We start from the raw sequence: 14,188 nt of genomic DNA, 5'->3' as shown, positions 1-14,188 counted from the left end.
GGTTAGCGGGACTCACGACTTCCGGCGGTGCCCAGGGCAAAGCCCACCTCCTACCGTCGATCACGGCCGCCTGATCGGCGGTCCGACTGGGAGGTGTACCCCGATGCGATCGTCTCTCCGACGAGCCCCACTCAGAACACTCGCCGTCCTCGCCACCGCCGTACTGCTGCCGGGTCTGTTCGCCCAGCCCGCGTCCGCGGCGGCGCCCGCGAAGGGCTGGCCCGCCGCGATCGACGGGTCGACCTGGGAGAACCAGGACCACATGACGTGGGACGACTACCGCAAGCCACCCGGCACCAACTGGGCCGACCCCGCGCTGAAGCCGACCAAACGGACGTTCAAGGGCGCCGTGGTGCTCGCTGACTACCCGGATCAGGAATTCGCCGTCACGCAGCCGACGCATTCGACGGTGTTCGGCAACCCCGGCCCCGCCGCCAGCAACATCCCCCGTGCCAACGTCGCGAAGTTCTACCAGGACTTCCTCAACAAACCGCAGGCGCTCAACCAGGGTCACACGATCAACGAGTACTGGATGGAGGACTCCGGCGGCAGGATGGGCGTCGCGCTGACCGCGTTCGGGCCCTACCGGCTGCCGGGCAAGTCCTTCGAATACGGCATGGAGTTCCAGCCCGGCGCGTGCCCGCCGGGCGCGAACTGCAAGCGTGACCTGCGTGCCGACGCGGGCGCCGCGTGGCGGGCGGACGTGGGCGACGTCTCCAAGCAGTTCGACTTCGTCTTCTATCTTTCCGCCGGTCAGGACGAGAGTGCGACCTGGCAGGAATTCGGCGTGATGAAATTCGGTGAGCCGGGCAACGTTCCCGACGAATTCGGTCCCGGTGTCGCCGGAATGCCGAACGCCGCGTCCACCCGCTATGTCCCGTGGACGTCTTGGAAATCCGCGGCGAGCATCTGGCCGAACGCGGTCACCGGTTCCTCGACGCAGGCGGAAAGCTCGGGTCAGGCGGTTTACGCGCACGAATTGAGCCACATTCTCGGTATCGGAGACAACTACAACAACCCGTTCGGGACACCGCCGTCCAGGACCTACACCGGTCCGTGGGAGATGATGTCGCGCGGCAGCTTCAACGGTCCCGGCGGACCGCACACCCGCTGGCAGATCCCGGCGACGCAGGGCGGCTCGATGGGGTCGCATCACATGCTGCGCACCAAGATGAAGCTCGACATCATCGACCTCGACGATGTGCTCAAACTGGACCGGAAGCAGCTCGCCAAAACCGGCCCGGTTTCGGCGCGGATCACCGCTCGTTCGGTCATTCCCGGACAGGGCGCCTACAGTGGAATGAACATCGCGCTGACCGGTGGGGACCTTTCGCCGAAATGCGACCGCTCCAAGGATCCTTTCTGCGACGGCGGCGGATACGACAATTACACCGTCGAGGTCGTCGACCGGATGGGCAGTGATTCCTTCGCTCCCGATTCCGGCGTCATCATCGCGAAGACGAAGAACCAGGACAACGCACCGTTCGAGTGGATCGTCGACGCGCATCCGGCCGACATCGGCATGACCGACTACAAGAAGCCGGACGGCACCGCGGTCCCGATCCCCATCGGCGACTACCGCCAGCTCAACGACGCGGCCTTCAAGGCGGGCACCGGTTCGGCGAGCAAGTACGAGTACACCGACGAGGCGAACCGGCTGAAGTTCCTGGTCTCGGACGTCGAGCGCGACCGCAAGGGCGTGCTGTCCTACGTCGTCACGGTGGCTTCGCTCGACGGCGCGGGCTCGCAGGCGAGGGGCGTTTCGCTGTGGCCGTCGGCACCGGCGTTCGGCAAGAACGGGCTCGCGACCTGCTCGTTCCCGGTGTTCAACACGGGCAACGCGAAGGGTTCGGTGGCGCCGTACAACACCGATACCTACCGCCTGAGCGCGTCCACCACCGCGAAGGGCTGGGAGGTCCGGCTGCCGAACGAGCTGTCCACCGTCCCGTTCGGCGGGCGCTCGTCGGCGACGGCGCACGCCAAACGGGCCGCGGGCGGTGACCACGTCGCGCAGATCAAGCTGACCGCGACGTCGATCGCCGACCCGGCCAAGACGGCGACGTCGGTCTGTACCGCTTTCGCCTTCTGACGGGAGCTGAAGGGCCCCTTCACGCGCATCCGCTGTGACTACTCGGGTGCCCGAGGCGAACGTGGCAATCCTGAAGGTCCGTGAAGGCCTCCTTACCTACCTTCAGGGTAGGTAAGGAGGCCTTCACGGACCCCGGCCGCCGCGGGGAAGGGGACTGTGGGGAAGGGGGCCTTCAGGTCCAGGACTACGCTCACGTGCCATGAGCGCGGTGTACGACTGCAGCAAGCGTGAATCCCGGGCCGACGGGCTCGCCGCGGCGGCGAGCGCGGTGCGCTCCAGCCGCCTCGTGGTCCTCCCGACCGACACGGTCTACGGCATCGGAGCGGACGCCTTCGACGGCGGCGCCGTCCAGTCCCTCCTGCGGGCCAAGAACCGCGGCCCGGACATGCCGGTCGGCGTCCTGGTCGGCTCCTGGTCCACTGTGGACGGACTCGTGCTCGGCACGCCGCCGCAGGCCCGTGCACTCATCGAGGCCTTCTGGCCTGGCGACCTCTCCATCGTCCTGCCGCACGCGCCGAGCCTGCAGTGGGATCTCGGCCAGTCACGCGGCACGGTGATGCTGCGCATGCCACTGCATCCGGTCGCGCTGGAACTGCTGCGCGACGTCGGCCCGATGGCGGTCTCCAGCGCCAACGTCTCCGGCCAGCCGCCCGCCTCCACCGCGCAGGAGGCCGTCGACCAGCTCGGCGACAGCGTCGCGGTGTACCTCGACGGCGGGTCCACCGGTGAGGCCGTTCCGTCCTCGATGGTCGATCTCACCGGCGACGACCCGGTCGTCCTGCGGGAGGGCGCGGTCAGCCGTGCCGCGATCGCGGAAGTACTGGGAGTGCCCGCGGAGTCACTGGCCTAGGACCGTGCGCCGCCGTATCCCCCTGGCGCGGTAGCGTGTTCGAGTGACTTGGACCTCGGCGGCGTAACGGACCATGCCTCCTACGCAAGGCCTCCCGATCCGGGAGTACATCCTCGTCGCCCTCACCGCGGCGGCCGTTACCTTCCTGCTCACCGGCGTGGTTCGCCGGGTGGCCATCCGGATCGGCGCGATCGCCAACCCGCGGGCCCGCGACGTCCACGTCACCCCGATCCCGCGGATGGGCGGTATCGGCATCTTCCTCGGCGTGGCCGCCGCGATGGGGCTCGCGCACCAGCTGCCCGCGCTGAGCCGGGGCTTCGACTTCTCCTTCGACTCGCTGGGCGTGCTGCTCGCCGCGGGCGTGATCTCCCTGATCGGCGCGCTCGACGACCGGTTCGAGCTCGACGCCTGGACGAAGCTGGCGGGGCAGGTCATGTGCGCCGGGATCCTGGTGATCTTCGGTGTGCAGTGGGTGTCGTTCTGGGTGCCGTGGGGCGGCGGTGGCGAATCCTTCGGCCAGGTGCTGGTGCTGGACAAGAACCAGGGCGCGCTGCTGACCGTCGTGCTGGTGGTCGTCATGGTCAACGCGATGAACTTCGTCGACGGCCTCGACGGGCTCGCCGGCGGTCTCGGTTTCATCGCCGCGGCGGCGACGTGCTCGTTCTCCCTTGGCCTGCTCGACTCCTCGGGCGGTGACGTCGGCGCGTACCCGCCCGCGCTCATCGCGGCCACGCTCGCCGGCGCCTGTCTGGGCTTCCTGCCGTACAACTTCCAGCCCGCGAAGATCTTCATGGGCGACTCGGGCTCGATGATGATCGGCCTCATGCTGGCCGGGGCGACGACGTCCGCGTCCGGCCGCGTGCCGTACCCGCAGTTCAGCGGCAAGGACGCGCTCGCGCTGCTCTCGCCGCTCGTCGTGGTCGCCGCGGTGCTCTTCGTGCCGCTGCTCGACCTGATCATGGCTGTCATCCGCCGCACCCGTCGCGGCGAGAGCCCGTTCGCCGCGGACAAGATGCACCTGCACCACCGTCTGCTGGAGATCGGCCACTCACAGCGCCGCGCGGTGCTGCTCATCTACTTGTGGGCGGGCCTGCTCGCGTTCGGCGCCGTGTCGGTGACGTTGTTCGACGACGCCGCGGTTTTCTGGATCGTCGGATTCGGTTTCCTGCTGGCGACTCTGGTGTCGGTGATCCCGCGGCTGCGGTCGCGGAACCGGACTGCGTGAACGGCTGGATCCGCACACGCCTACACTGGCGGGCTGAGACGACCAGGGAGTTTTCTGTGAGCGAGACCGAGAAGACCGTCGAGGCGGAGGAGAACCCTCACGCCAAGGTGGTTCTGCAGGCGGCCAACGCGATGATGAAGGCCTCCCTGAAGCTGGTTCCGCCGGCGGTGCTGATCTGCATCGCGGTCTTCACCATCCTCAAAGGACAGCCGGGGCTGCTCGGCTCGGTCATCGGCGGCGTGCTCGCCCTCGTGTCCGCGCTGGCGACGCTGGGCCTCATGCGCTTCAGCGCGGGCATGGACCCGATGTTCGTGATGGTGATCGCTCTCGGTGGTTACGTGCTCAAGATCGTCCTTCTTTTCGGGGCGCTGAGCCTGCTCCGCGGAGTGTCCTCGATCGACCCGATGGCGCTGGGCGTCACCATGATCGTCGCGATTCTCGTGGCCGCCGCCGTGGAGTTCGCGGCGTTCCGCAAGACCAAGATCCCGACGATCATCCCCGCCTCCCACTGATTTCGGGACTCAGGTCCTGACCTGGGGCGGGACCTAGGTCCTCGGCCGATCAGGGGCAATGTAGTACGCCTGTACGGCCCGTCGGATCCTGCTGATATGGTCCGCGTATGGGCGGCGGCCTCGGCTGCCGGCTCCTGATGACGAACCCCGAACAGCAGTGTGGCGACGGTGTTGAATCGTCCCTCATTACCCGCTGGTAGGCGTCTGTCTCCCGGGAGCACTGCATCGAGAATCCTCGTGTGCGGAACGTGAAGCCGTGTTCAGCACATCGTGGGGTGGCCGCCTCCGACGGCCCGATACGTGTCGGGTACGTTAAGTCCAGATCGTGACGATTCCCCCGGCGGAGTGAACGCCGGCCGGGAGAACCGGAAGGAGCCCAGTGGGCGCGCTGGTACTAGCCGAGGGTGCGGAGTTCGCGCCGCCTGGCGTCAAAGACTTCAACCTGCCGCCGTTGTTCGGTTCCGGCTATTGGTTGAGCTTCACCAAGCCGATGTTGCTGGTGGTCATCTCCCTGATCATCCTCATCACCTACTTCATGGTGTCGTCGCGCCGGTTGAAGGTCGTCCCGGGCAAGGGACAGTTCATCGCCGAATCGATTTACAACTTCGGCCGCAACAACATCGCGCGGGAGCAGATCGGCTCCGCCGACTTCAAGCCGTTCATCCCGCTCGTGCTCGGACTCTTCAGCTTCGTGCTGGTGAACAACCTCTTCGGGATCATCCCGTTCTTCCAGTTCCCCACGATGGCGCGAATCGGCTTCCCGGTCGCACTCGCGTTCCTTGTCGTTTACCCGGTGTATCACTACGTCGGGTTCAAGCGCCACGGTTTCAAGGGTTATCTGAAGAAGGAACTGGCCCCGGCGGGTATTCCCGGGTTCGTTCTGCCGCTGTACTCCACCATCGAGTTCGCGCAGAAGTTCTTCATCGCGCCTGCCACGCTGGCGATCCGAGTCTTCGCGGCGATGTTCGCCGGGCACCTGATCATCATGGTCTTCACGCTCGGTGGGAGCTTCCTGCTGACCGAAGGCGAAGGCCTCGTGAAAATCGCGTCGCCGGTGGCGTTCCTGTTCGCCATCGCGATGACCTTCCTGGAGGCATTCATCCAGGTCCTGCAGGCATTCATTTTCGCACTGCTGTCCGCAGGGTACATCGGCGCCGCGCTGGCGTCGGAGCACTGAGAGAACACCAAAAGCCCCCGATCCGCGTGAGTCGCGCGGACCGAGTTTGAAGGGAAACGCACGTGAGCAACATCGTTCTTGCGCAGCAGGCTGCCGAGGCCGTCAGCATCAACAAGGGTCTCGCCGCCATCGGTTACGGCCTCGGCGCGATCGGCCCCGGTATCGGTGTGGGTCTCATCTTCGCCGCCGTCATCAACGGCACCGCCCGCCAGCCGGAGGCCCAGGGCAAGCTGCAGAGCATCGCCTTCTCGACCTTCGTTCTGACCGAGGTTCTGGCGCTGATCGGTATCGTCATCTACTTCCTCGCCTCCGCCTAGGGCTGAGTTTCGCTCATCGCTTAAGGAGACGTTGTGCTGAAGACCGAATTGGTGTTGGCCGCCGAAGAGGTGCCCAACCCGATCGTGCCGCACGTTCCCGAGCTCATCCTCGGTTTCATCGCCTTCCTTCTGCTGCTGTTCGTCCTGAAGAAGTACGTCGTCCCTCGTTTCGAGACGGCATACGAGGAGCGGACCAAGCTGATCGAGGGTGGCATCGAGCGAGCCGAGAAGGCGCAGGCCGAAGCCGAAGAAAACCTTGCGCAGTACAAGGCGCAGCTGGCGGAAGCCCGTTCCGAGGCCGCGAAGATCCGCGACGACGCCCGGCTCGAAGCCGAGCAGATCAAGGCGGAACTGCGGGCCGAAGCGGAGTCCGAGTCCCAGCGCATCGTCGCCCAGGGCCAGGCTCAGCTGCAGGCCCAGAAGGCGCAGATCATCGCCGAACTGCGCGCCGAACTCGGCCGTAACTCCATCGAGCTGGCCAGCCGCATCGTCGGCGAGTCGCTCGCGGACGACGCGCGCCGCCACGGCACCGTGGACCGGTTCCTTGCCGAGCTGGAGACCGCTGGTGCCTCCAACGGAGCGGGGAAGTAGACCAGAATGACGCTGCATGCTGCGAGCCGTGAAGCGCTCGACCTCGCCGAGAATCGTCTCGGCGAGGTTCTGGCCGCCGCGGGTACGGACCCGGCGACGGTCGGCGACGAGTTGCTTTCGGTCGTCGCCCTGCTGGACCGGGAGATCGGCCTGCGCCGGGCCGTCGCCGACGGTTCGTCCTCGTCCGAAGCCCGGATCGGCCTCGCCCGCGGGATCCTCGCGGGCAAGGTTTCCGAACCGGCCCTGCAGGTGCTCGACTCCGTGGCGGGCAGCCGCTGGTCGAGCCCGCGCGAACTGACCGACGGGCTCGAGGCCCTCGGCCGCTCGGCGCTGCTCACCAGTGCGGAGAAGTCCGGGAACATCGACGCTGTCGAAGACCAGCTGTTCCGGGTCACCCGTATCGTTGCGGGCGCCCCGGAGCTCGAAAGGGCGCTGTCCGACCTGACAGCCCCCGCGGAGGCGAAGCGGACCCTCGTCCGCAACCTGTTCGCCGACAAGGTGGACGTGGTCACCGAGACCCTCGTCGAGCAGGTCGTCCTGCGCGCCAAGGGCCGCGGGGTCGCCAACGCCCTCGAGCGGCTGGTCCAGCTGGCCGCGGAACGCCGTGAACGCTCGGTCGCCCAGGTGACCAGCGCGAGCGCGCTGTCCGACGAGCAGCAGGCTCGGCTGAGCGAGAAGCTCAACGCCCTTTACGGGCGGCAGCTCGCGCTGCACGTCGAGGTCGACCCCAAGCTCGGCGGCGGACTCGTGGTCCGCGTCGGCGACGAGGTCATCGACGGCAGCACCGCGGGGCGCATCGACGCCCTGCGTCGCCGGCTGGCTAGCTGACCCCTAACAACGACTTTGCACACTGGCACGAACGAAGCGAGAGCGGGATTGAAATGGCGGAGCTGACGATCTCCTCGGATGAGATCCGTAGCGCGATCGAGAACTACGTCTCGAGTTACGCCCCGGACGTGAGCCGGGAAGAAGTCGGCGTCGTCGTCGACGCCGGTGACGGTATCGCCCACATCGAGGGCCTTCCCTCGGCGATGGCCAACGAGCTGCTCGAGTTCCCCGGCGGGGTCCTCGGCGTCGCGCTGAACCTGGACGCGCGCTCCATCGGTGCCGCGATCCTCGGTGACTTCGAGACCGTCGTCGAAGGCCAGCAGGTCAAGCGGACCGGTCAGGTCCTCTCGGTCCCGGTCGGCGAGGGCTACCTCGGCCGCGTGGTGAACCCGCTGGGCGCCCCGATCGACGGCCTCGGCGAGATCGAGACCACCGAGCGTCGCCCGCTGGAGGTCAAGGCCGCTTCGGTGGTCGAGCGCCAGCCGGTGGCCGAGCCGCTGCAGACCGGTATCACCGCGATCGACGCGATGACCCCGATCGGCCGTGGACAGCGCCAGCTGATCATCGGTGACCGCAAGACCGGTAAGACGGCCGTCGCGGTGGACACGATCATCAACCAGAAGGCCAACTGGGAGACCGGCGACCCGAAGAAGCAGGTTCGCTGCATCTACGTCGCGGTCGGCCAGAAGGGCTCCACGATCGCCGCCGTGAAGAAGTCCCTCGAGGACGCCGGTGCGATGGAGTACACGACCATCGTCGCGGCCCCCGCGTCGGACTCCGCCGGCTTCAAGTGGATCGCGCCGTACACCGGCTCGGCCATCGGCCAGCACTGGATGTACGAGGGCAAGCACGTCCTCATCGTGTTCGACGACCTGACCAAGCAGGCCGACGCCTACCGCGCGATCTCGCTGCTGCTGCGTCGCCCGCCGGGCCGTGAAGCCTTCCCCGGCGACGTCTTCTACTTGCACTCCCGTCTCCTCGAGCGCTGCGCCAAGCTCTCGGACGAGCTGGGCGCGGGCTCGCTGACCGGTCTCCCGATCATCGAGACCAAGGCGAACGACGTGTCGGCGTACATCCCGACCAACGTCATCTCGATCACCGACGGTCAGTGCTTCTTCCAGTCGGACCTGTTCAACGCCGGTCAGCGCCCGGCCATCGACGTGGGTATCTCGGTTTCCCGCGTGGGTGGTGCCGCGCAGGTCAAGGCGATGAAGGACGTTTCGGGTTCGCTCCGTATCGACCTGTCGCAGTACCGCGAACTGGAGGCCTTCGCGGCCTTCGCCTCGGACCTCGACGACGCGTCGAAGGCGCAGCTCGAGCGTGGTGCCCGCCTGTACGAGGTGCTCAAGCAGCCGCAGTACTCGCCGATGCCGGTCGAAGAGCAGGTCGTCACGGTGTACCTCGGCACGAACGGCCACTTCGACACGGTCCCGACCGAAGACGTGCGCCGCTTCCGTGACGAGTTCGTCGACTCCGCGCGTCGCAAGCACGGAGAGCTCCTCAAGGACATCCGCGAGTCGGGCAAGTTCTCCAAGGAGACCGCTTCCGGGCTGGTCGACGCGGTGAACGAGTTCAAGAAGGAGTTCACCACCTCCGAGGGCAAGAGCCTGACCGAGGTCTCCGACGCCATGGACGCCGAGAAGGTCGGGCAGGAGACCGTCAAGGTCAACAAGCCCGCACCGAAGAAGTGAGCTGGTAGCTCATGCCCGCACAACTCCGAGAACTCCGGTCGCGTATCAAGGCGACCAAGTCCATCGGCAAGATCACGAAGGCGATGGAGCTCATCGCCACCGCGCGCATCACCAAGGCGCGGGCGAAGGTCGCGGCGTCGCGGCCCTACGCGGACGAGATCACGAACGTGCTCTCCGCGCTGGCCAGCGCCTCGGCCAACCTCGACCACCCCTTGCTGGTGGAGCGAGCCGAACCGAAGCGCGCGGCGGTCCTCGTGATCACCAGCGACAAGGGTCAGTGCGGTGGGTACAACTCCAACGTGCTGAAGGCGACCGAAGAGCTCGTCACCCTGCTGCGTCAGCAGGGCAAGGAGCCGGTGCTGTACGTGACCGGCAACAAGGGCTTGAGCTACTACCGGTTCCGTGGCCGCGAGGTGGCCGAAAGCTGGACGGGGTTCTCCGACCAGCCCGGCTACGTCAACGCCTCGACCGCCGGTGAGCTCATCGTCGAGTCGTTCTTGAACGGTGCCGACGACGAGGCCGGTAACGCCGACGGCATCCTCGGCGTCGACGAGATCCACGTCGTCTACACCGAGTTCGTCTCGATGCTCACCCAGCGTCCGACCGCCAAGCGTGTCGCGCCGCTCGAGGTCGAGTACACCGAAGGCGACGAGGAGAAGCCCGAAGGCCTGGTCTCGAGCTACGAGTTCGAGCCCAACGCCGAAAAGCTGCTCGCCGCGTTGCTGCCGAAGTACATCAACACGCGGATCTTCGCGGCGATGCTCGAGTCCGCCGCGTCGGAACTCGCGGCCCGCCGTACCGCGATGAAGGCGGCGTCGGACAACGCGAACGATCTGGTGGGCACGCTCACGCGGGAGATGAACCAGGCCCGTCAGGCGCAGATCACCCAGGAGATCTCCGAAATCGTCGGTGGCGCGAACGCGCTCACCGCAGCAGGAAGTGATGATTGATGACCAGTACTGAAACCCCGCGCGCCAAGGGGCGCATCGTGTCGGTGACCGGGCCGGTCGTCGACGTCGAGTTCCCGCGCGGTGCCGTGCCCGATCAGTTCAACGCGCTCAAGGTCGAGATCGAGTTCGAGCAGCTGCGCAAGACGGTGACCCTCGAAGTCGCCGGTCACCTCGGTGACAACCTCGTCCGCACCATTTCGCTCCAGCCGCAGGACGGCCTGGTTCGTGGTGCCGAGGTCATCGACACCGGCGGCCCCATCACGGTCCCGGTCGGCGACAAGGTCAAGGGCCACGTCTACAACGCGCTCGGCGAGTGCCTCGACGAGCCCGGCTACGGTGAGGACCTCGAGCGCTGGGGCATCCACCGCAACCCGCCTTCCTTCGACCAGCTCGAGGGCAAGACGAAGATGCTGGAGACCGGCCTCAAGGTCGTCGACCTGCTGACCCCGTACGTCGAGGGCGGCAAGATCGGCCTGTTCGGCGGTGCCGGCGTCGGCAAGACGGTGCTCATCAAGGAGATGATCACCCGTGTCGCCCGGAACTTCGGTGGTACCTCGGTGTTCGCCGGTGTCGGCGAGCGCACCCGTGAGGGCAACGACCTCTTCCTGGAGATGTCCGAGGACGGCGTCATCAACGACACCGCCCTCGTCTTCGGTCAGATGGACGAGCCGCCGGGCACCCGTATGCGGGTCGCGCTGTCCGCGCTGACCATGGCGGAGTACTTCCGCGATGTGCAGAACCAGGACGTGCTGCTCTTCATCGACAACATCTTCCGGTTCACCCAGGCCGGTTCCGAGGTGTCGACCCTGCTGGGCCGCATGCCTTCGGCCGTGGGTTACCAGCCGACGCTGGCCGACGAGATGGGTCAGCTCCAGGAGCGGATCACCTCGACCCGTGGTCGTTCGATCACCTCGATGCAGGCGATCTACGTCCCCGCGGACGACTACACCGACCCGGCCCCGGCCGCGACGTTCGCCCACCTGGACGCCACCACGGAGCTTTCGCGTGGCGTCTTCCAGAAGGGCATCTTCCCGGCGGTGGACCCGCTGGCGTCGACGTCGACGATCCTCGACCCGGCCATCGTCGGTGAGGACCACTACCGCGTGGCCTCCGAGGTCATCCGGATCCTGCAGAAGTACAAGGAACTGCAGGACATCATCGCGATCCTCGGTATGGACGAGCTGTCGGAAGAGGACAAGCTGACCGTTCAGCGCGCGCGCCGCATCGAGCGGTTCCTGTCGCAGAACATGCTGGTCGCCGAGGCGTTCACGAACATCCCGGGCTCGACCGTGCCGCTGTCGGAGACCATCGAGTCGTTCGACCGCATCACCAAGGGCGACTTCGACCACTACCCGGAGCAGGCGTTCCTGGGTATCGGTGGCCTCGAAGACCTCGAGAAGAAGTACAAGGAAATCACCAAGAAGTGATGTTCCGATGAGCGGCGGGATCAGTGTCTACTGTGGACGCTGGTCCCGCCGTTCGCATAGATGGAACTTTGACTATTACACTCGGTGGCAGCACCTGAAGTGAAGGGAAGCTACGTGGCTGAGATTTCTGTCGAGCTGGTAGCCGTCGAGCGCCGTCTCTGGTCCGGTACCGCCACGTTCGTGGTGGCCCAGACCACCGAGGGCGAGATCGGCATCATGGCCGGTCACGAGCCGGTTCTCGGCCAGCTCGTCGAGGGTGGCGTCGTGAAGGTGACGACCACGGACGGCGAGACCGTGACCGCCGCGGTGCACGGCGGCTTCCTGTCGGTCACCGCGACCGGCGTGAGCATCCTCGCCGAGAGCGCCGAGCTTTCGCACGAGATCGACGTCGATGCGGCCAAGAAGGCGCTGAGCGGCGAAGACGAGCAAGAGCGGGCTAGGGCGACCGCCCAGCTCCGCGCGGCCGGTCAGTCGGTCTGACCGGGCGACGGGCAGGGGTCGGGCCGTGGAAATCGCCGTGGGTGTTCTCGGGGCCCTGACCATCCTGGCCGTGTTCGCGGCCTGGTATTCGTTGCGATGGGTCCGGATGCGCCGCGGTGGTGGCGTGAGCGTCGCGCTGCGGTGGCGTCCGGACGAGGCGCGGTCCAGCTGGCATCTGGGGCTGGGCCGCTACGAAGGCGACGAGTTCGTCTGGTTCCGGGTGTGGAGCCTGCGCACCGGCCCGGACCGGGTGTTCCAGCGGGCGAGCATGGAGATCGCGGACCGGCGGGATCCCTCCGGCACGGAGGCGTACGCCGTCCCCGAAGGTTCGATCGTCCTGCGGTGTGAGTCCGCCACGCAGGAGGCGATCGAGATCGCGATGGGCCCCGGCGCCCTCACCGGTTTCCTCTCCTGGCTCGAATCGGCCCCACCCGGCCGCCGCCTCCCGCGCGCTTCCTGATCACGCGTGTCGTCCATCTGATCACGCGTGTCCCGCGTCTGATCACGCGAGGTCGCCGTTCGAGCACGCCGTATGCTCGCGGCGTGACCATCGTCGACATCCCCGGTTCGAAGTCGATCACCGCCCGAGGCCTGTTCCTCGCGGCCGCCGCCCACGGTACGACCGTGTTGAGCAGGCCGCTGCGTTCGGATGACTCCGAGGGCTTCGCCGAGGGCCTTCTCAAGCTCGGTTATCAGGTCTCCCGTACTTCCGGCGAGTGGACCATCGAGGGCCGCCCCGAAGGCCCCGCTGTCGACAGCGCCGATGTCTTCTGCCGCGACGGTGCCACCACCGCGCGTTTCCTGCCCGCCCTGGCCGCCGCCGGCCACGGGACCTTCCGCTTCGACGCTTCCGGGCAGATGCGCGCCCGGCCGCTGGGGCCGCTGACGGACGCGCTGCTGGAACTGGGCGTCGATCTCACCTTCGAAGGCGAGCCGGGGCACCATCCGCTGGTGGTGCGGGCCGACGGGATCAAAGGCGGGGACCTGACGCTGGACGCGGGGCTGTCGTCGCAGTTCCTGACCGCGTTGCTGCTGGTCGGGCCGCTGACCGCGGAGGGACTGCGGATCACCGTCACCGACCTCGTCTCGGTGCCTTACGTCGAGATCACCATCGCGATGATGCGGCGCTTCGGCGTCGAGGTCGTCCGGGACGGCGACACGTTCGTCGTGCCGCCCACGCCGTATCAGGCCTGTCGCTACGAGATCGAGCCGGACGCCTCGACGTCGAGCTACTTCTTCGCGGCGGCGGCCTTGACCGGGAAGTCGGTGACCGTGCCGGGCCTTGGCGAGGGCGCGCTGCAGGGGGATCTGGCGTTCGTCGAGGTCCTGCGGCAGATGGGCGCGGACGTCGAGGTCGGCCCGGACGCCGTGACCGTGACCGGGACGGGCGGGCTGCGCGGCGTCACGGTGAACATGCGCGACATCTCCGACACCGTGCCGACGCTCGCGGCCATCGCGCCGTTCGCGGACGGGCCGGTGCGGATCGAGGACGTCTACAACACGCGGATCAAGGAATGCGACCGGCTCGCGGCGTGCGAGGAGAACCTGCGCGCGATGGGTGTCCCGGTGGAGACCGGGCGGGACTGGATCGAGATCCAGCCCTCCACGCCGACGGGCGCTCTCGTGAAGTGCCGCCGTGACCACCGGATCGCGATGGCGTTCAGCGTCACGGGGCTGAGGACGCCGGGGATCACGCTGGACGACCCGGGCTGCGTGAAGAAGACCTTCCCCGGGTTCCACGACGCTCTCGCTTCGCTGCGCGCTTCCTGGGACGCCTAGGTACTTCGGAAGCGAAGCGAACATGAGATCTTCACCGACCGGCATTTCTACCGGGCTCCGAACGTGATCCACGTCTATTCTCGGCGTATGACTCAGAGCGAGGACACGAACCGCTGGAGCCACCTTCCCGAGTCCGTGTCCCTGGAGGACACGATCACGATGAAGGCGATCGACCCGGGCAAGGACGGCACGCCCGACGTCGACCTCGAGCGTTATTGGGCGGCACAGGAACAGGGCTGAGCTCCACCCGACACACGATTCGGCACCTGGGC

At 67.1% G+C, this 14,188-nt stretch carries 15 protein-coding genes; all 15 read left to right on the top strand.

Features of this window, described 5'->3' with window-relative positions; all coding sequences use genetic code 11:
- Positions 1 to 103 precede the first annotated feature (103 nt).
- Positions 104 to 2,089 carry a M6 family metalloprotease domain-containing protein gene (locus tag HDA45_RS12750; RefSeq protein WP_184894933.1) on the top strand — a complete coding sequence of 662 codons (1,986 nt, stop codon included), beginning with the start codon at positions 104 to 106 and terminating at the stop codon, positions 2,087 to 2,089.
- 199 nt (positions 2,090 to 2,288) lie between these two features.
- Complete coding sequence (locus tag HDA45_RS12745) at positions 2,289 to 2,939, top strand: L-threonylcarbamoyladenylate synthase (RefSeq protein WP_184894931.1); 651 nt, start codon at positions 2,289 to 2,291, stop codon at positions 2,937 to 2,939.
- Between the two features lie 73 nt (positions 2,940 to 3,012).
- Positions 3,013 to 4,164, top strand: coding sequence for a glycosyltransferase family 4 protein (locus HDA45_RS12740; RefSeq protein ID WP_184894929.1), 1,152 nt, complete (start codon positions 3,013 to 3,015; stop codon positions 4,162 to 4,164).
- A 56-nt stretch (positions 4,165 to 4,220) separates the two neighbouring features.
- Positions 4,221 to 4,676, top strand: a complete 456-nt coding sequence (locus tag HDA45_RS12735) for a Cg1360 family ATP-synthase-associated protein (protein ID WP_184894927.1) — start codon at positions 4,221 to 4,223, stop codon at positions 4,674 to 4,676.
- Positions 4,677 to 5,055: 379 nt separating this feature from the next.
- On the top strand, positions 5,056 to 5,853 hold the full coding sequence (gene atpB / locus HDA45_RS12730) for a F0F1 ATP synthase subunit A (protein WP_184894925.1): 798 nt from the start codon (positions 5,056 to 5,058) through the stop codon (positions 5,851 to 5,853).
- A 62-nt stretch (positions 5,854 to 5,915) separates the two neighbouring features.
- Positions 5,916 to 6,170 carry an ATP synthase subunit c family protein gene (locus tag HDA45_RS12725; RefSeq protein WP_005150354.1) on the top strand — a complete coding sequence of 85 codons (255 nt, stop codon included), beginning with the start codon at positions 5,916 to 5,918 and terminating at the stop codon, positions 6,168 to 6,170.
- 33 nt (positions 6,171 to 6,203) lie between these two features.
- Positions 6,204 to 6,761, top strand: a complete 558-nt coding sequence (locus HDA45_RS12720) for a F0F1 ATP synthase subunit B (protein ID WP_184894924.1) — start codon at positions 6,204 to 6,206, stop codon at positions 6,759 to 6,761.
- Between the two features lie 6 nt (positions 6,762 to 6,767).
- The gene (locus HDA45_RS12715) at positions 6,768 to 7,589 is read left to right on the top strand and encodes a F0F1 ATP synthase subunit delta (RefSeq protein WP_184894922.1); all 822 of its coding nucleotides are present in this window, start codon (positions 6,768 to 6,770) and stop codon (positions 7,587 to 7,589) included.
- Positions 7,590 to 7,642: 53 nt separating this feature from the next.
- The gene (gene atpA / locus HDA45_RS12710; protein ID WP_184894920.1) at positions 7,643 to 9,280 is read left to right on the top strand and encodes a F0F1 ATP synthase subunit alpha; all 1,638 of its coding nucleotides are present in this window, start codon (positions 7,643 to 7,645) and stop codon (positions 9,278 to 9,280) included.
- Positions 9,281 to 9,291: 11 nt separating this feature from the next.
- Positions 9,292 to 10,230 carry a F0F1 ATP synthase subunit gamma gene (locus HDA45_RS12705; RefSeq protein WP_184894918.1) on the top strand — a complete coding sequence of 313 codons (939 nt, stop codon included), beginning with the start codon at positions 9,292 to 9,294 and terminating at the stop codon, positions 10,228 to 10,230.
- Entirely contained in the window at positions 10,230 to 11,657 is a 1,428-nt protein-coding gene (atpD, locus tag HDA45_RS12700; protein WP_184894916.1) for a F0F1 ATP synthase subunit beta, read from the top strand. The genes HDA45_RS12705 and atpD overlap by 1 nt, the downstream gene beginning before the upstream one ends.
- A 114-nt stretch (positions 11,658 to 11,771) precedes the next feature.
- A complete protein-coding gene (locus HDA45_RS12695) occupies positions 11,772 to 12,137 on the top strand; it encodes a F0F1 ATP synthase subunit epsilon (RefSeq protein ID WP_007028324.1) in 366 nt (121 codons plus the stop codon).
- Positions 12,138 to 12,162: 25 nt separating this feature from the next.
- A complete protein-coding gene (locus HDA45_RS12690; RefSeq protein WP_101610243.1) occupies positions 12,163 to 12,597 on the top strand; it encodes a DUF2550 domain-containing protein in 435 nt (144 codons plus the stop codon).
- 83 nt (positions 12,598 to 12,680) lie between these two features.
- Complete coding sequence (gene aroA, locus HDA45_RS12685) at positions 12,681 to 13,916, top strand: 3-phosphoshikimate 1-carboxyvinyltransferase (RefSeq protein WP_184894913.1); 1,236 nt, start codon at positions 12,681 to 12,683, stop codon at positions 13,914 to 13,916.
- Positions 13,917 to 14,003: 87 nt separating this feature from the next.
- Positions 14,004 to 14,156, top strand: a complete 153-nt coding sequence (locus HDA45_RS12680) for a hypothetical protein (protein WP_005150324.1) — start codon at positions 14,004 to 14,006, stop codon at positions 14,154 to 14,156.
- The last annotated feature ends 32 nt before the right edge of the window (positions 14,157 to 14,188 follow it).

The sequence above is a fragment of the Amycolatopsis umgeniensis genome (assembly GCF_014205155.1).
Lineage (GTDB): Bacteria > Actinomycetota > Actinomycetes > Mycobacteriales > Pseudonocardiaceae > Amycolatopsis > Amycolatopsis umgeniensis.
Note: the sequence above shows the minus strand (reverse complement) of the source record. Positions and strands in the feature narration are given on the sequence as shown.

Excerpts from the sequence above, each read along its gene's own strand:
- HDA45_RS12750 (WP_184894933.1), top strand. The coding sequence starts at position 104 with ATGCGATCGTCTCTCCGACGAGCCCCACTCAGAACACTCGCCGTCCTC.
- HDA45_RS12745 (WP_184894931.1), top strand. The coding sequence starts at position 2,289 with ATGAGCGCGGTGTACGACTGCAGCAAGCGTGAATCCCGGGCCGACGGG.
- HDA45_RS12740 (WP_184894929.1), top strand. The coding sequence starts at position 3,013 with ATGCCTCCTACGCAAGGCCTCCCGATCCGGGAGTACATCCTCGTCGCC.
- HDA45_RS12715 (WP_184894922.1), top strand. The coding sequence starts at position 6,768 with ATGACGCTGCATGCTGCGAGCCGTGAAGCGCTCGACCTCGCCGAGAAT.
- atpA (WP_184894920.1), top strand. The coding sequence starts at position 7,643 with ATGGCGGAGCTGACGATCTCCTCGGATGAGATCCGTAGCGCGATCGAG.
- HDA45_RS12705 (WP_184894918.1), top strand. The coding sequence starts at position 9,292 with ATGCCCGCACAACTCCGAGAACTCCGGTCGCGTATCAAGGCGACCAAG.
- atpD (WP_184894916.1), top strand. The coding sequence starts at position 10,230 with ATGACCAGTACTGAAACCCCGCGCGCCAAGGGGCGCATCGTGTCGGTG.
- HDA45_RS12680 (WP_005150324.1), top strand. The coding sequence starts at position 14,004 with ATGACTCAGAGCGAGGACACGAACCGCTGGAGCCACCTTCCCGAGTCC.